Here is a 17246-nt window from a genome sequence, read left to right on the forward strand (position 1 = left end):
GACAAAAGGCGCAAAGCTTTCAGGGAAAGGAAGGGAATGGATTAAATAGTCTTGCCGTCGTTCAGGGCCAGGGCACCCTTTACGATGCGATAGATCACCCAGATCGAGATACCGAGCAGAATAAACCAACCGATGATCAATGGGGTGGTGATAATACCAATCACCGTCCACAACAGCCCAATCCAGAAGGTGCGGATTTGCCAGCGGAAATGGCTTTCGATCCAGCTGCCACGTACATCATCCAGCTTCACGTAATTGACGATGACGCCAACCAGGCCGGTGATGCCGCCGAGAAAAAAGGACAGGGCCTGAAGGATGTAAACCACGACCGCCAAGTTGCGGCCAGGCTCCGGCTGACGTTCATTGCCGTTGGGGTTTGCGGGAATAAATTCGGGTTCAGCCAAGGTGATAACTCCGGATCAGGACTTTTCCGCAGTCTACCACAGCCCTTTCGCAGCCGGCCTCGGGGTTTTTGCGGACCTTTCCACAATATGACCCTCTGCAAAAACAAAAACCGGCCCAGGTAAAACCGGGGCCGGCTTTGGTGCTGCCTTGTGGCTAACCGCTATGATCAGGCGCCGATTACGCCGCCGTCGTTGCGGGTTACGATGACGCAGGCATCGCGGGGACGAGGGTCGTTAGCATCCGGCCAGTTGGCTTTCGGGTGCTGGATATTCACGAACATGGTTTTGCTGTCCGGAGTGGTGACCACGCCGGTGACCTCACAGCCCTGGGGGCCCACGAAGAAACGCTTGATCTCACGGGTTTCCGGATTCGCAGCCAGCATCATCTGGTTACCGAAGGTTTCGTCGCTGTATCCGTCAGTCTGGATCCACAGACGGCCGTTGTAATCGAACCACAGGCCATCCGGACTGTTGAAGATGTTGTCGTCATTCAGCGTAACAACGGCGTCGCCATCAACCACGGTCTCTGTGCCCTGCTCACCGGCGAAGACAAAGATATCCCATTCGAAGAAACCGGCAGTGTAATCGTTACCGGCTTCCTGCCAGCGAATGATGTGGCCGTTCTTGTTCTGGGCTACCGGGTTGGCTGCATTCACCTGGTCTTCTGTGCGCTTGGTATTATTGGTGAGAGTGAAGTAAACCTCGCCGGTATTCGGATCAACCGCACCCCACTCCGGACGGTCCATTGGTGTGGCACCGGCAATGTCAGCGGCCAGACGGGTGTTCAACAGCACGTCGGCCTGGTTCTCGAAGCCATCAAATGCCACATCACCAACGGTCGTACCCTTGGCAGCATTAACCTTGGAGGCAAAAGCCGGGTTGTCGAGATCCAGGGCCAGCCATTCACCACTGCCGTCTTCGTTGAATCGCGCTACATACAGCGTGCCTTCATCCAGCAGGTAACCACCAGCGGTGGCTGCATAGTACGGTTTGGAAGACACGAACTTGTAGATGTACTCGAAGCGGGAGTCGTCACCGGAGTAACAGACAACCGGCTCACCTTCTTTGGCCGGTGCGAAAATTACACCTTCATGGCCGAAACGACCGAGGGCTGTGCGCTTCTGGGGCATGCTCTCCGGGTTGAATGGGTCGATTTCCACCATAAAGCCGAAGGTGTTGGCTTCGTTGCGGTAATCCTCTGAGGCAGAACCGCCGAGCGCGCTGACGTTAAAACGCACGTATTGATCGGCCTTGTTATCTGCCAGTTCCCAATCGTAGCGGCTTTCACTACCCACGCCGTGGCGGGTTTGCTCGCGAGGCTGGGTAGCATCACTGTTGGCAAAGTAACCGTGCCAGTTTTCTTCCGCTGTCAGGTAGGTTCCCCAGGGCGTCGGCCCCATGGAGCAGTTATTGAGGGTTCCGCGGGTGCGGGTACCATTGGGACTGAATTTAGTGAAGAGTTTGTCATAGCCACGAACCGGGCCGCGGATTTCCATTTCAGTACCACCGGTTACCCGGCGGTTGAGTGGGCTGCCAAACACCACATCCCACTCACCGTTAGCATCCTGCTTAATATGAACCACGGAAACGCCGTGGGCTGCGATTTCTTTACGAACTTCATCTGCCGGGCGGGAGCCATCAGCATTATAGGTTGCGCCCTCCGCATGGATGGCCTCCTGATTGATGTACTCATGGTTCATAACCAGGAGACCTTCAGTGGAGCTGTTGCCGCCACTCTTCTGGTCAATCGGGAAGAAGTGCATGCCGTCATGGTGCATACCCACTTGCTCTTCCTGGTCTGCGCCGGAATTGGTGCCATCAGCGCGATAATCCGGGTACGACCCGGTAATCGGTGTGCCCCAGGGCAAGAATGTCTTTGATGAATAGCCTTCCGGAACAACTACCTGGTTATCCATTGACACCGGAACGGCCTGGAAACCCAGCGCTCTTTCGGTTGTACCTGGCGTTTGAGTGTTTCCTGACGCTGTCTCGTCGTCACTGTCGCTGTCACTCCCGCAGGCTACGAGTCCGAGGCCCATAACACTCGCCAAAGCTGCTCCGACGGTCCCTTTCATCACCGCCCGGCGCTGCATGCGCGCAGACAGCACCTGGTGAAAAGGCAGGTTCTCGGAATGGTTAACCACCGGCTCGTAGTTAGGGTCCAGATAATTCGGATCAATGTCGTGCTTGGCCATGTTCTGTCTCTCTCGAAATCGGAAGGAAAGGGCTTTAACGAGAGGCAAGTTTCAACCTGAAAGATGACAGAACAACAAACGTTCCGCGTGATTCTGGTTAAAGTTATTTTACAGCTAACCACACCAGCCAAACTTTGTCGTAAAAACCAAAAAAGGGGCGCCAACCTGCGCCCCTTTTCCGGAAAAAACAACTCTCAGCCAGTGATCACTGAGTCATCTCATCATAACCTTCTTCCATGGCATCACCCGCTTCATCAGCGGCTTCACCGACACTGTCCGCAGCGCTCTGTGCACCATCGCTGACTTCATCCGCCGCGTTCTGTGCGCCTTCCTTGATTTCGCCCCAGGCACCTTCGTCCTGCCCTGTGGCTTCTTCATAGGATTCCTCGACGGAGTCGGCGGCGTCATCCATCATTTCACCGGCGTTCTCCCCGGCCTGCTCGAAATCGGCACCTTCATCGCTTTCCGAACTGCAGGCAGCCAGGCCAAGTGTCATCAGTAGAGCCAGTGCGCTCAACGTGAGCTTGTTCATACCATATCCCTCTGTTGGTAAGTATTTACAACGCAAACAGCCTAGAGCGGTTCACCTGCACAGGCAATTACCGGGCGATTACCCTTTCGTTAGCCGCTGGCCGTCGATCATGATCACATGCTCAACACCAAGCACCTTGCCGGAGCCCAGTACCAGAAAATCATGGCCGGCCCGGCTCAGAACGTCCCGGATGTTTTCATGAACCAGACAAACCTGCCCGTTGGTATCCTGGTAGATAATCTCGGCCAGCCGTCGCCCCTGGACATACTCCACAAGCATTTCCCGAACCGGCAAAGACACAGTCTCTGGTGAGGGGGTTGCAGCACTCATGTTCCATCGTCCCTGTTGTTTTTGTTTTGCAGAAGTCTGGACCACAAATCCCGAATCCGCCAACCGGGGCCGAATTGTCATGTCAGGCCACCTTCCGATGACATTCGTCAAAATTGTTGTATTGCTCGACTGTCCGACATAAATTGAGGACAACCAAGAACAAAACGGAGATCCCTGATATGAACGCCAAGGCCAATCAAGCAGTCGGGCAACAACCGGCCAATTCCACTCCCGCCTCCGGTGAAAAAGACTGGAAAGATCCCAAGCGTTACCTGTGGCTGCTGGGCCCTGCCCTGCCTGGTATCGGCCTGGCCGCTTTGACCGGATACGCGCTGGCGCCCAGGAAGCTGAAGGCGCTGGCGTGGACCGGGCCGGCACTGGTACATGGCATTATCCCGGCGCTGGACCGGGCGATCGGGGAAGACAAGAGCAACCCGCCGGAATCCGCCGTGCGGTCCCTGGAGCAGGACAAATACTACGACCGGATTGTAAAAGCCTTTATTCCTACCCAGTACGCCATGACGGTTATGGGTGCCTGGCTGGCCAGTCGCAAGAAAACCCCGATCGAAGACAAGATCGGCCTGACCCTGACGGTGGGCGCAATCAACGGTGTGGGCATCAACACCGCCCACGAGCTGGGGCACAAATCCAACAAACTGAACAAGTTGATGGCCATGGCGGCACTGGCGCCGACCGGTTACACCCACTTCGTGGTTGAGCACAATTTTGGTCATCACAAGCGGGTTGCCACACCGGAAGACCCGGCCAGCAGCCGGATGGGCGAGAGTTTCTGGAAGTTCCTGCCGCGCACGGTGTTTGGTGGCATGAAGTCCGCAGTGAAAATCGAGAAGGCGCGGCTTGAGCGCAAGGGCAAGAGTTTCTGGAGCTTGGACAATGAGTTGCTGCAGGGCTGGGCCATGAGTGCCGGGCTCTTTGGTGCGACTACGCTGGTCTGCGGCCCCAGGGCGGTGCCGTTCCTGGCGGCGCAGGCAGTTTATGGGGCAAGCTTGTTGGAAAGCGTGAATTACATTGAGCACTATGGCCTGCTGCGCCAGAAGGACAAGAACGGCAAGTATGAACGTACGCAACCGGAGCACAGCTGGAACAGCAACCATGTGGTGACCAATCTGTTCCTGTATCAGTTACAGCGGCACTCTGACCATCACGCCCATCCAACCCGGAGTTATCAGGCCCTGAGGCATTTCGAGAAGGCGCCGCAGTTGCCGGGTGGTTATGCGTCGATGTTGTTGCCGGCTTACCTGCCACAGTGGTGGTACGAGACGATGGATAAGCGGGTGATTGATCACTACGAGGGCGATCTGTCGAAGATCAACTGGGATCCGGATCGTAAGGAGGAGTTGATGGCCCGGTATGCTGACTACGCTGCGAAGGTGGCGGCTGAGGCTGCGGCTCGGCGGGCTGGCGCTTCTTCTGAGTCTGAGGCTGCCTGAGTTCGTGGTTTGATTGCCGGCCCTAGCCTGTTGGTTGGGAGCCGGCGTCGGGTTGGGGCCACCCTTCCGGGAGACGCCGTGAACCCATCCATGGGGGCTTGAGCGCAGCATCCCTGCTGCGCACACTCCCGGAAGGGTGGCCCCAACCCGCCGCTTACGCTTCCGTGGGATAGTCGTTGATTTGACGATTCGCTACGGAAGAGGTTTTGAGGAGCGGACAATCCCGCTACTTGCCTTTGAACACTGCTTCCCGCCTTTCCAGGAACGACTGGATACCTTCTTTTACATCCTCACTGGCCATGACCGGACGCAGCTCCGGGAACAGGCGTTCCTTGGCCACTTCCTGGCCTTCGGACACGGCAATCTTGGACGACTTCAGGCTGCCCTGAACACCTAACGGAGCCGCTTTGGCGATCTTTTCAGCGATTTCCATGGCTTTATTGAACTGCTCCCCGGGCTCCACCAGCTCCTGGATCAGGCCCCACTGGTAAGCCTGTTCGGCCGTCCATTCGTCGCCGGTGAGCAGGTAGCGCTGGGCATTGCCCCAGCCGATTTCCCTTTGCAGGCGGATGGTGGCGCCGCCGCAGGCGAAGATGCCGCGTTTGACTTCCAGCTGAGCGAAGCGGGTGCCTTTGGCGGCTACGCGGATGTCGGTGTTGAGCATCATTTCAACGCCACAGGTGAAGCAGATGCCCTGGGCGGCAAAGACCACCGGCTTGGTGAGCCCTTCTCCAGTAATATGGAACGGATCGAGTTCGCCTTCGCCCGGCTCGATGCCTTTGCCGTTAGCGAACACGCCGGCCCAGTCGTCCAGTTGCAGGCCGCTGGTGAAGTGGTCACCTTCGGCGTACATCACGGCCACACGCAGTTCCGGGTCGTTCTGGAGCTGAAAATAGGTGGCAGCAATTTCGTGGTACATGGCCCGGTTCATGGCGTTCATTTTTTCCGGACGGTTCAGGCCTATTATCAGGATGTGGCCTTGTTTTTCTATGTTTACGAGTGACATTGGCGTTTTCCTCGACTTTGGGTACCTAGCCTGGGTGTTTTGGTGGCTGCGCGGTCAACGGGGAGGGCTTTTCAGGACACGCCCACGAGTACGTCCCTGTAGGCTCGTTTCGGGCCGTCCATGGCCCTCAACGGTCCTGAAAAGCCCTCCCCGTCGCCCGCGCGTCATACTTCTGCGATATACCAGGCCACAGATTCAGAAATAGAACTCAGGTTTTGCTGAAACTTGCATCTCTAGCCTGCGCCCCCACCGTTGCTTGGGTGTGAGCGGCTGGGCGCCCTTTCAGGGACCGTCTGTGGCCATGGATGGCCACAGTCGAGCGCACATGGACGTGCTCGTAGCGTGTCCCTGAAAGGGCGCCCAGCCGATCGCACTATCCCCAACACTCGCAGGCTAGTGATACAAAGAGCACCAAAACTAGAACCAATCGGCCTTCATATTCAGGCACGTATCATCCTGATTCCGCAGTAACACCAGGTCCTGAGCCACGGTTGGCAGCTCCCAGTGGAAGAAGTACTGGGCAGCCTGCAGTTTGCCCTGATAGAAGTTGCGCTCGCTGTCGCTATTGGCAGACGCCAGTGCATTGGCAGCCGCATTAGCCTGGCGCAGCCACATCCAGGCTACGATGATGTGCCCGAACAGGTGCAGGTAGCAGCTGGCGTTGGCCAGGGTTTTGTCTACCTCGCCACCCATCAGGGATTTGCCCAGGCTCTGGGTGACTTTCACGGCCTGCTGCAGTGTTTCACTCAGAGACAACGCCCACTGCTGGCAGCGGTCGGTGGTGGCCGCTTGCAGGTCGACCTGCATTTCCTGCATCAACAGCTGCAGCCCGTGGCTCTGGTCTTGCCAGATCTTGCGGCCCAGCAGGTCCAGAGCCTGGATGCCGTTAGTGCCTTCGTGGATGGGGTTCAGGCGGTTGTCCCGCCAGCACTGTTCCACCGGGTATTCGCGGGTGTAGCCAGCGCCACCATAAACCTGGATCGCCAGGTCGTTGGCTTTTGGGCCAAACTCGGAAGGCCAGGCTTTGATCACCGGGGTGAGCAGGTCCAGCAGTTTGCCGGCTTCCATTCGCTTTTGTTCATCCGGGTGGGTGTGCTGGTCGTCCATCAGGCGGGCGCCATACAGGCACAGGGCCAGGCCGCCTTCGCTGTAGGCTTTCTGGGCCAGCAGCATACGGCGCACGTCGGCGTGGTCGATGATGGGCACTTGCGGGCTTTCGGGGTTCTTTTCGCTGGCTTTGCGGCCCTGCAGGCGGTCTTTGGCGTATTCCAGGCTGTGCATGTAGCCGCGGTAGCCGATCACCGCCGCGCCGAAACCGACGCCGATGCGGGCTTCGTTCATCATCTGGAACATGTATTTCAGACCCTGATGGGGTTGGCCCACCAGGTAACCGTGGCAGGGTGCGTCGTCGCCGAAGCTGAGGGCGGTGCTGGTGGTGCCGCGATAGCCGAGTTTGTGGATCAGACCGGCGAGGCTGACGCCGTTACGTTCGCCCGGGTTGCCTTTCTCGTCCACGTGGAATTTCGGGACGATGAACAGGGAAATGCCTTTCACACCGGCCGGAGCGCCTTTGATCTTGGCCAACACCATGTGAACGATGTTTTCGGTGATGCTCTGCTCGCCACCGGAGATGTAGATTTTGGCGCCTTTGATCAGGTAGTGGCCATCGTCGGTGGGCGTGGCGGAGGTGCGGATGTCCGCCAGGCTGGAGCCGGCGTGGGGCTCGGTCAGGGCCATGGTTCCGCTATAGCGACCGCTGAGCATGTTGGGCAGGAATTTGGTTTTCTGTTCTTCGTTGCCGAACACGCGGATGAGGTTGGCGGCGGCTGTGGTCAGGAACGGATAGCCTGCGGTGCCGGGGTTGGCGGCGGTGAAGAAGCCGTTGCAGGCGGCCATGACAGATTCCGGGAGTTGCATGCCGCCGAGGTCGTAATCGTAGCGGCCGGCGAGGAAACCGGCTTCGGCGTAGGCGTCAAAAGCCTGTTTGACCTCAGGGAGCATTTCTACCTGGCCGTTGACGAATTTGGGTTCGTCTTTGTCTGCCGCGCTGTTGTGGTTGGCGAATTTTTCTTTCGCCATTTTGTCAGCGGTTTCGATGACGGCGTCGAAGGTGTCTTTGCTGTGTTCGCTGAAGCGCTCGCGCTGGGTGAGGGCTTCGGTGTCCATGACTTCGTAAAGCTGAAAGGCGAGGTCGCGGCGGTCGATCAGGGTGTCGGTCATTCTGGGTCTCCTGTTTATTGCGTCTAGCCTCTCACATCCTCTGTAGTTGTTGGAATTGTCATTTTTGACTTATTCTTGGCTGAATCCGCCAACCTTTGTTCTGACAAGACGGCCACTGTCGTGGGTACCGCCTTCCGGGAGACGCCGTGAACCCTTCCGTGGGGGCTTGAGCGCAGCTTCCCTGCTGCGCACACTCCCGGAAGGCGGTACCCACGCCAGCAGCCTGATTGGGTGATGGCCGTCGCGCCATTTCGGGCACTACAACAAGCCGTACAGGAGCCAGCTTTTGAAAACCGTCACCATCATTGGCTTTAACGGAGCCCTGGCCAGCGCTATCACAGGAATGATCGACCTGTTTCGCCTAGCCGGGGTGACCTGGGCACGGATTCACGGGGAGCAGCCTTCTGCACAGTTCAAAACCCGCCTGCTGACCGAGAACGGTGAGCCCTGTCAGTGCATCAATGGTGTGACAATTCTGGCCGATGGTTCCTGGCAGGATGTTGATGATCTGGGTGCGGATGAGGTGTTGATTATTCCCACCATTGGCGCGCCCATTGATGAAATTCTGAAGACAAACAACCCTTTGATCCAGTGGCTTTCACAGTTTCAGGACGCAACTCCCGGCGATGTCCGCGTAGCAAGTAACTGCACCGGGGCATTTTTACTGGCTGCCGCCGGGTTGCTGGACGGGCGGGAGGCGACGACACACTGGGGCTTCAGCAATCAGTTCCGGGAGCGGTTTCCAGCGGTGGATTTGCGGCCGGAGAAGCTGGTGACGGTTGACGGACCGGTGGCTTGTGCCGGGGGTGGCATGGCCTGGTGGGATTTGGGGGTGTATCTGGTGGAGCGGCTTGCGGGGGCGCAGGTGGCGCGGGAGTTGGCGAAGGCGTTTGTGATTGATGCGGGGCGGACCAGTCAGGCGCCCTACAGTGCTTTGCAGGCTCGCCGGTATCATTCGGATTTGGTGGTGCTGGGGCTTCAGGATTGGCTGGAGGGGCATTTCCGGGAGGCGGTGTCTGTGGCGGATCTTGCCACGAGGGCCAAGTTGTCGGAGCGGTCGTTGCTGAGGCGGTTTCGGCAAGCGACCGGAGACACACCAACTACCTATCTTCAATTGCTGAGAATCGAAGAAGCCCGGCGCTTGCTGGAGAGTTCCCAGGATGGCCTGGACGCGATTACCCGGGCTGTGGGTTATGAGGATGTGAGCTCTTTCAGCCGGTTATTCCGTAAGCAAACCGGGCTTTCTCCGGGGGCCTATCGTTCGAAATTTGGCCGTTAAATCCTTTGGTTGACTTGACCTGACCGCCCCGGCACGTATTATCAACCGTCAAGTTTCACAGACGGAGCAACCATGACCGTAAGGTCCAGAGGCTGCACAAACATTCCAGGATTGCCCCTGACCGCTGACATCGTTCTGCAGCGGGGCCGCCTTCCCTATTTTCCGGATCCCCCCTTTTCTGCCTGATCAGCAAGTGAGCCTTAAACGGGCCGCTTTCGTGTGCACGCAGGCTTTCTGAACGCTACACTCAGACTGCTTCGTACTTCTTTCCCATGTAAAAAGAAAACCGATAACGAGGTTGCGATGTCGCTACCCCTGGTTGTATTTCTGCCCTTTCTGGTGGCTATTGCTGCGCCACTGTTTGCCCAGGGCGGGCGAACGGCGATTGCCATAGTCTCTTCCATACCGGCTATCATTGGCCTGGCAGCGCTGTTCCCTCACTGGGAAACGCTGGCTGGCGGCGGTGTAGTCCATAACTCCTGGGAATGGCTGCCGGCGCTGGGCATTTCGTTTAGTTTCCGGCTCGACGGGCTGGCGCTGCTGTTTGCGTTGCTGATCCTGATCATCGGCCTTCTGATTATCCTGTATGCCCGCTATTACCTGAAAAAAGGCGAGAACATCGGAAAGTTCTACGCCCTGCTTCTGTGCTTCAAGGGCTCCATGCTGGGCATTGTGCTGTCCGGCAACCTGTTACTGATGATGATTTTCTGGGAACTGACCAGTCTGACCTCGTTCCTGCTGATCAGTTTCTGGACCCATAAACAGGACGCACGCCGGGGTGCCCGGATGGCACTGGCGGTTACCGGCGGTGGTGGCCTGGCGCTGCTGGCCGGCATTCTGATCATCGGTAACATCGTGGGAAGTTTCGAGCTGGATGCCGTGCTGGCCGCTGGCGACCTGATCAAGAACCACGCCATGTACCCGGTGGCACTCACCCTGATTCTGTTGGGCGCGTTCACCAAGTCTGCCCAGTTCCCGTTCCACTTCTGGCTGCCCCACGCCATGCAGGCACCCACGCCGGTATCTGCGTACCTGCACTCGGCCACCATGGTGAAGGCCGGGGTATTCCTGATGGCGCGCCTGTACCCGGCCCTGGCCGGCACCGAGCAATGGTTCTACATGGTGAGTTTCACCGGCATGGCTACGCTGTTGGTTGGCGCCTATGTGGCCATGTTCAAGCACGACCTGAAAGGCCTGCTGGCTCATTCCACCGTCAGTCACCTGGGCCTGATCACGCTGCTGTTCGGCATGGGTACCGAGCTGGCAGCAGTTGCTGCGGTGTTCCACGTGATCAACCACGCCACCTTCAAAGCCTCCCTGTTTATGGCGGCCGGCATTATTGACCACGAAACCGGCACCCGCGACATGCGACGAATCAACGGTCTCTGGCGCTACATGCCCCATACCGCAACCCTGGCGATGGTGGCGGCGTCGTCCATGGCCGGGGTGCCACTGCTGAATGGCTTCCTGAGTAAGGAAATGTTCTTTGCGGAGTCCCTGCAGCTGAACCTGCCTGGTATCTGGGCCTGGATTCCGCCGATTGTGGCCACGCTGGCCGGTATTTTTGCAGTGGCCTATTCCGCCCGTTTCGTGCACGACGTGTTCTTTAACGGCAAACCGGTCAACCTGCCGATCTACCCACCCCACGAACCACCCCGGTACATGAAGATTCCGGTGGAGATCCTGGTGTTTGCCTGTGTGATGGTGGGCGTATTCCCGGCCTACTCGGTAGGTCCGCTGCTTTACTCCGCCTCGGCCGCCACACTGGGTGGCGAGGTTCCGGACTACCGCCTGGCTGTCATGCACGGCTTCAACCTGCCCCTGATGATGAGCTTTGCTGCCTTTATCGGTGGCCTGATCATGTACTCACAGCGCCAGAAGTTTTTCGATTTCCACGCCCGGTTCAAGGAAGTGGATGAGAAAGCGGTCTTTGAAGCCGTGGTCTCCCGCTTTGTGGAACTGGCGAACCGCTTCACTGCACGCATCGAAAACGGCTCCTTGCAGCGCTATGCCATGCTGCTGGTTGCCAGTGCGATTGTGGTGGCGATGGTCCCGCTCGCCACTATGGGCATCTTCGTGGGCGAGAACGGGCTGTCGCCGGTGGACTGGCCCACTGCCATTGCCGCTGCGGTTCTGATCCTCTGCGCCCTGGCCTCGGCATTCCTTCACCGGGGACGCTTTACCTCCCTGATGTTCCTGAGCGTGGTGGGACTGCTGGTGGCGCTGGCCTTTGCCCGCTTCTCGGCACCGGACCTGGCCATGACCCAGCTGTCGGTCGAAGTAGTGACCATGGTGCTGCTGATGCTGGCCCTGTTCTACATGCCTTCGTGGACGCCGCTGGAAACCTCCGGCACTCACCGTGCACGGGACATTGTGCTGGCCCTGCTGGCAGGTGGCGGCATGACACTGGTGACGCTGGCCATGTTGACCCAGCCGTTCACCTCCATCAGCGAGTTCTTCCTGGAAAACAGCAAGACCGGTGGTGGCGGTACCAACGTGGTGAACGTGATCCTGGTGGACTTCCGGGGCTTCGATACCCTGGGTGAAATCACGGTATTGGCCATTGCCGCCCTTGGCATCTATGCCATGCTCAAGGACACGGCCCTCACACCGCCACCGGGTGATGGTGAAGGCCATACCTGGACCCGTGACGCCTACCCGCTGATGCTCAAGCAAATTGCCCGGCCCATGCTGCCGCTGGCGCTGATGATTTCGGCCTACATCTTCCTGCGCGGGCATAACCTGCCGGGCGGTGGCTTTATTGCCGGCCTAATCACCTCGGTTGCCCTGATCCTCCAGTACATTGCCAGCGGCATGGTCTGGACCCAGGATCGCATCGGCATCAAGTATCACAACGTGATTGGCCTCGGCCTGATGTTTGCCACCATCGCCGGCGCCGGCAGCTTTGTGTATGGCCACCCGTTCCTCACTACAACCTTTGACTACATCACCTGGCCGGTGGTGGGCAAGTTCGAGGTAGCCTCTGCCCTGGTGTTTGACCTCGGCGTGTATCTGGCCGTGATTGGCGCGACCCTGCTGGCCCTGGTCAGCATCGGCCGGTTGTCCCCCCACTCTGCGATCAGAAGCCCCCGGGAGAATGTGTAATGGAGCTTGTTTTTGCACTGGTTATAGGCGCCCTGACGGCGTCTGGCGTTTACCTTTTGCTTCGGGCACGAACTTTCCCGGTGGTTGTGGGGCTTACGCTCCTGTCTTACGGGGTTAACCTGTTCCTGTTCGCCTCCGGCCGGCTGGCCACGGGCCAGCAGCCGATTCTGGGCAGTTCGGCCAGTTATGCCGACCCCCTGCCCCAGGCCCTGGTGCTGACGGCCATTGTTATCGGCTTTGCCATGACCGCCTTTGTGGTGGTGTTGTCACTGAGAAACCTGGCCGACAACCAGGACGACCACGTGGATGGCAACCGCAAGCAGGATGAAGACAGCGAGGAGGCCAAGCAATGAACCATTGGCTGACCGCACCCGTCCTGATTCCGCTGCTGGGCGGCATACTGCAGACGTTTATGGGCTACGCCCCGATTGCGCTGCGCCGCACCCTGGCACTGGCCACCACCGTTCTGCTGGTGGCCACCAGCCTGGTGCTCCTGACCATGGCCGACGATGGCAGCTACCGGGCCTACGCGTTCGGCAACTGGCAGCCACCCTTCGGCATTGTGCTGGTGCTGGACCGACTGGCAGCTTTCATGCTGGTGATGACTTCAGTGCTCGCCCTTCTGGCCCATATTTTCTCGCTGGGTGGTGCTGACGAAGGCAACCGGCAGTTCCACACCCTGTTCCTGTTCCAGTTGATGGGGCTGAACATTGCCTTCCTGACCGGCGACCTGTTCAACCTGTTCGTGGCCTTCGAGGTGCTGCTGATTGCCTCCTACGGACTGCTGATGCACGGTGGCGGCACGGTTCGCACGGTTCCGGGCCTGCATTACGTGGTGCTCAACCTGGTGGGCTCATCGCTGTTCCTGATCAGCGTAGGCATGATCTACAGCGTAACCGGCACACTGAACATGGCCGACCTGGCCGTGAAAGTGCCGCAGGTGACCGGTGAAAATGCCCTGCTGGTAAAAGCCGGTGGCATGATGCTGCTGGTGGTGTTTGCCCTGAAAGCGGCGGTGTTGCCCCTGTGCTTCTGGCTGCCGAAAGCCTACGCCAGCGCTACGGCTCCGGTCGCCGCGCTGTTCGCGATCATGACCAAGGTTGGCATTTACGCGATTATCCGGGTGTATTTCCTCGTTTTCGGCGACGATGCCGGCGAACTGGCCAACCTCGGCATGGACTGGCTGTTCCCGCTGGCGCTGATTACCCTCGCCATGGGTGTGATGGGTGCACTGGGTGCTGACAACCTGAAATCCCTGACCGCCTGGCAGGTTATTATTTCGGTGGGCACCTTGCTGGCACCGATTGCCCTGGGCTCAGCGGAAAGCCTGTCTGCCGCCTTGTTCTATATGCTCAGCACCACCTGGATTGTTGCCGGCCTGTTCCTGGTGGCAGACCTGGTGGCCTCCCAGCGCGGCAGCGCCGGAGACCGGATTATTACCGCGCCGATGATGCGTCATCGCACCTTCCTGAGTGTTCTGTTCATGATCGGCGCCGTTGCCGCGGCTGGACTTCCGCCATTCAGCGGCTTCTTCGGCAAGTTGCTGATCCTGATGTCGGTTGAGCCCGGCCCCCAGATGGCGTGGCTCTGGGGCACCATCCTGGTAGGCGGGTTCCTGACGCTGGTGGCCTACAGCCGTGCCGGCAGTATCGTGTTCTGGCGTACAGTTGACGGCCACGTTGAAACCGCCCGCCCGCTCAAAGGCACCACCGCCGTAGCGGCGGGCGCCATGATTGCGCTCACGGTGGTGATTGTGGCCATGGCAGGCCCGATCAACCGGTACACCGAAGACACTGCCGCCCAGATCCTGGATACATCGGCCTATATCGACATACTGCAGACCCCCATGGTCGGGGAGGATGACTGATGCTGGACAGACTTAGCTTTCCGCAGCCGTGGCTCAGCCTGATTCTGTTTCTGACCTGGCAATTCCTGAGTGATGGCATTTCCGGCGGCAGCCTGGTGCTGGGCCTGGTACTGGCCTGGGGTATCCCCCAGCTGACCCAGGGCTTCTGGCCAGAGCGGCCTGCCTTCATGAAATCCTGGCGCATGCCGGCTTACCTGCTGGTCGTGCTCTGGGACATCGTGATTGCCAGCTTCTCGGTCGCCAAGCTGATCCTGAGCCCACGCAAACCAGAACCGGTGTTCGTTTGCTACCCGCTGCAACTGGAGCATCCGCTGGCTATTTCCATTCTGGCCAGCACCATTTCACTGACCCCGGGCACCGTCAGTGCCGATATCAGCGATGATGAAAAGATGTTGCTGATCCACGCGCTGGACGCCCGAAGCGACGACGAAGTGATCGATGCCATCCACACGCGTTACGAGAAACCCCTGATGGAGATGTTCAAATGATCACCATCGCGCTGTACGCCAGCATTGCCATGGTTACCCTGGCTGCCCTGCTGAACGTCTACCGCCTGATACAGGGCCCGGATGCACCGGACCGTGTACTGGCACTGGATACCCTGTATATCAACGCCATTGCCCTGATCATTCTGCTGGGCATTACACTCGGCACCCGCATGTACCTGGAATCTGCCCTGCTGATCGCCGTAATGGGCTTCGTCAGCACAGTGGCCACCGCCAAGTACCTCAAGCGCGGCAGCGTGATTGAATAACCCGGAGGACAACCATGAGCCCGTTAGCTGAATACACCATCTCGGCGCTGCTGATCATCGGGGGGGCCTTCACCCTGATCGGCGCCATCGGCCTGGCCCGGTTACCGGATTTCTTTACCCGGTTGCACGGCCCTACCAAGGCCACCACACTGGGCGTGGGCGCCGTGATGCTCAGTTCCGTGGTTTACTTTTCGAGTACTGGCCAGGGCATCGGCATCTCTGAAATACTGATCACCGTATTCCTGTTCCTGACCGCCCCGGTCAGCGCCAACATGCTGGCCAAGGCGGCCATGCACATTGGTGTGAAAACCATGGATAACACCCGGGGTAAACCCTGGGATCAATAACAACGTAATACCCCGAACACCCATTACAACGACAAGAGGTATTCATAGATGGCACAGACACGGATTCTTAAACCTGCCGACAATGCCTACCAGTATCCGCTGCTGATCAAACGGTTGCTGATGTCCGGCCCGCGTTACAACCCGGACCAGGAAATCGTCTATGCCAACCGCAGCAAGTACACCTACAAGGATTTGGTTGACCGCATTCACCGGCTGGCCAACGCCCTGACCGATGCCGGCGTGAAGCCGGGCGACACCGTGGCGGTCATGGACTGGGATACCCCACGCTACCTGGAATGCTTCTTTGCCATCCCGATGATCGGTGCCATCCTGCACACGGTAAACGTGCGGCTGTCGCCGGAGCAGATCGTGTATACCATGAACCACGCAGAAGACGATGTGGTGCTGGTGCATGATGACTTCATGCCGATCATCGAAAGCGTGAAAGATGAAATCAAAACCGTCAAAACCTGGATTCAGGTCACCGACGAAGCCAGCGCCAAGGCCACCTCTATCGACACGCTGGGCGAATATGAAGAGCTGCTGGCAAAGGCCGACAACCAGTTCGACTTCCCTGACTTTGACGAAAACAGCGTAGCCACTACGTTCTACACCACCGGCACCACCGGTAATCCCAAAGGCGTTTACTTCAGCCACCGCCAGCTGGTGCTCCACACCCTGGCCATGACCGGCAGCATTTCCGCCTATGATGAAATGCCCCTGCTGCGCTCGTCTTCCGTGTATATGCCGGTTACCCCCATGTTCCACGTTCACGCCTGGGGTGTGCCCTATGCTGCCACCATGCTGGGGGTCAAACAGGTTTATCCGGGCCGCTACGAGCCGGAGCTGCTGGTCGACCTGATCAAGACTCACCGGGTAAGCATGTCGCACTGCGTGCCAACCGTCATGCAGATGATGATGGCCACCGAGTCCATCAAAACTGCCGACCTCAGCAACTGGCACGTCCTCATTGGTGGCAGCGCACTGACCAAAGGCCTGTGCGACGCGGCGGCGAGGCTCGGCATTCACATGTACACCGGTTACGGCATGTCGGAAACCTGCCCGCTGCTGAGCACCACGCACCTGAAGCCGGAAGACCTGGACCTGCCGCTGGAACAGCAAACCGCCATCCGGGTGAAAACCGGTATCGCCGTGCCCATGGTCGAACTGGAAATTGTTGATCCGGATGGCAACCCGGTACCCCACGACGGCGAAGCCAAGGGCGAGGTGGTTACCCGTGCGCCCTGGCTCACCCAGAGCTACTTCAAGGAACCTGAGAAGGGTGAAGAGCTGTGGCAAGGTGGCTGGCTGCACACTGGCGACGTGGCGTCCATGGAGCCGGATAACACCCTGACCATCAAAGACCGCATCAAGGATGTGATCAAGACGGGTGGCGAGTGGCTGTCCTCCCTGGACCTGGAAAACCTGATCAGCCAGCATCCGGCCGTTGCCGGTGCCGCCGTGGTGGGTGTGCCGGATGAGAAATGGGGCGAACGGCCCTATGCCCTGGTTACCCTGAAACCCGGCGAGAACATCGGGCTGGAAGACATCCAGAAGCACCTGCAGCAGTTTGTGGACAGTGGCGACATCAACAAGTGGGCCATTCCCGGGCAGATCGACTTCGTGGAAGACATTCCGAAAACCAGCGTTGGCAAAATCAACAAGAAGCTGATCCGGGACCAGCTGACGGACTGATCCACCCACCCCCAAAAAGCCGGTGTCTGTTTTTCAGGCACCGGCTTTTTTGTGGGTAAAA

Annotated in this window: 15 protein-coding genes; 9 read left to right on the top strand and 6 right to left on the bottom strand. The window is 58.6% G+C overall.

The window, feature by feature from the left end:
* Positions 1–41: 41 nt before the first annotated feature.
* The 4 genes from LWH94_RS06665 to LWH94_RS06680 all read right to left on the bottom strand — a co-directional run bounded on the left by LWH94_RS06665 (position 42) and on the right by LWH94_RS06680 (position 3461).
* Positions 42–404 (bottom strand): DUF4870 family protein, encoded by a 363-nt coding sequence (locus tag LWH94_RS06665; RefSeq protein WP_199457993.1) that lies wholly within the window; start codon positions 402–404, stop codon positions 42–44.
* Positions 405–571: 167 nt separating this feature from the next.
* Entirely contained in the window at positions 572–2599 is a 2028-nt protein-coding gene (locus LWH94_RS06670; RefSeq protein WP_199457992.1) for a PhoX family protein, read from the bottom strand.
* A gap of 205 nt (positions 2600–2804) precedes the next feature.
* Entirely contained in the window at positions 2805–3131 is a 327-nt protein-coding gene (locus LWH94_RS06675; RefSeq protein ID WP_058341392.1) for a hypothetical protein, read from the bottom strand.
* A 78-nt stretch (positions 3132–3209) separates the two neighbouring features.
* A complete protein-coding gene (locus tag LWH94_RS06680) occupies positions 3210–3461 on the bottom strand; it encodes a hypothetical protein (protein WP_058341393.1) in 252 nt (83 codons plus the stop codon).
* Positions 3462–3640: 179 nt separating this feature from the next.
* Here LWH94_RS06680 and LWH94_RS06685 point away from each other — a divergent pair, with 179 nt between their 5' ends.
* On the top strand, positions 3641–4912 hold the full coding sequence (locus LWH94_RS06685; protein ID WP_232901631.1) for an alkane 1-monooxygenase: 1272 nt from the start codon (positions 3641–3643) through the stop codon (positions 4910–4912).
* 226 nt (positions 4913–5138) lie between these two features.
* On the opposite strand, the gene LWH94_RS06690 is transcribed toward LWH94_RS06685, so the two are convergent.
* Positions 5139–5918 carry a crotonase/enoyl-CoA hydratase family protein gene (locus LWH94_RS06690; RefSeq protein WP_232901632.1) on the bottom strand — a complete coding sequence of 260 codons (780 nt, stop codon included), beginning with the start codon at positions 5916–5918 and terminating at the stop codon, positions 5139–5141.
* A gap of 417 nt (positions 5919–6335) precedes the next feature.
* Positions 6336–8138, bottom strand: a complete 1803-nt coding sequence (locus tag LWH94_RS06695; protein WP_232901633.1) for an acyl-CoA dehydrogenase — start codon at positions 8136–8138, stop codon at positions 6336–6338.
* Between the two features lie 286 nt (positions 8139–8424).
* On the opposite strand from LWH94_RS06695, the gene LWH94_RS06700 reads away from it, so the two are divergent.
* The 8 genes from LWH94_RS06700 to LWH94_RS06735 all read left to right on the top strand — a co-directional run bounded on the left by LWH94_RS06700 (position 8425) and on the right by LWH94_RS06735 (position 17185).
* Positions 8425–9417 (top strand): GlxA family transcriptional regulator, encoded by a 993-nt coding sequence (locus LWH94_RS06700; RefSeq protein ID WP_232901634.1) that lies wholly within the window; start codon positions 8425–8427, stop codon positions 9415–9417.
* A 303-nt stretch (positions 9418–9720) separates the two neighbouring features.
* Complete coding sequence (locus tag LWH94_RS06705; protein WP_232901635.1) at positions 9721–12522, top strand: monovalent cation/H+ antiporter subunit A; 2802 nt, start codon at positions 9721–9723, stop codon at positions 12520–12522.
* On the top strand, positions 12522–12875 hold the full coding sequence (locus LWH94_RS06710; protein WP_022987973.1) for a Na+/H+ antiporter subunit C: 354 nt from the start codon (positions 12522–12524) through the stop codon (positions 12873–12875). The genes LWH94_RS06705 and LWH94_RS06710 overlap by 1 nt, the downstream gene beginning before the upstream one ends.
* Positions 12872–14389 (top strand): monovalent cation/H+ antiporter subunit D, encoded by a 1518-nt coding sequence (locus LWH94_RS06715; protein WP_022987972.1) that lies wholly within the window; start codon positions 12872–12874, stop codon positions 14387–14389. The genes LWH94_RS06710 and LWH94_RS06715 overlap by 4 nt, the downstream gene beginning before the upstream one ends.
* Positions 14389–14877: a Na+/H+ antiporter subunit E gene (locus LWH94_RS06720; protein WP_094623830.1), complete on the top strand. Its 489-nt coding sequence runs from the start codon at positions 14389–14391 to the stop codon at positions 14875–14877. The genes LWH94_RS06715 and LWH94_RS06720 overlap by 1 nt, the downstream gene beginning before the upstream one ends.
* Positions 14874–15143, top strand: a complete 270-nt coding sequence (locus LWH94_RS06725) for a K+/H+ antiporter subunit F (RefSeq protein WP_022987970.1) — start codon at positions 14874–14876, stop codon at positions 15141–15143. The genes LWH94_RS06720 and LWH94_RS06725 overlap by 4 nt, the downstream gene beginning before the upstream one ends.
* Before the next feature lie 14 nt (positions 15144–15157).
* Positions 15158–15490 carry a Na+/H+ antiporter subunit G gene (locus tag LWH94_RS06730; protein ID WP_022987969.1) on the top strand — a complete coding sequence of 111 codons (333 nt, stop codon included), beginning with the start codon at positions 15158–15160 and terminating at the stop codon, positions 15488–15490.
* A 48-nt stretch (positions 15491–15538) separates the two neighbouring features.
* The gene (locus LWH94_RS06735; protein WP_232901636.1) at positions 15539–17185 is read left to right on the top strand and encodes a fatty acid--CoA ligase; all 1647 of its coding nucleotides are present in this window, start codon (positions 15539–15541) and stop codon (positions 17183–17185) included.
* Positions 17186–17246 lie beyond the last annotated feature (61 nt).

The organism is Marinobacter sp. G11 (genome assembly GCF_021282325.1).
GTDB classification, from domain to species: domain Bacteria; phylum Pseudomonadota; class Gammaproteobacteria; order Pseudomonadales; family Oleiphilaceae; genus Marinobacter; species Marinobacter vinifirmus.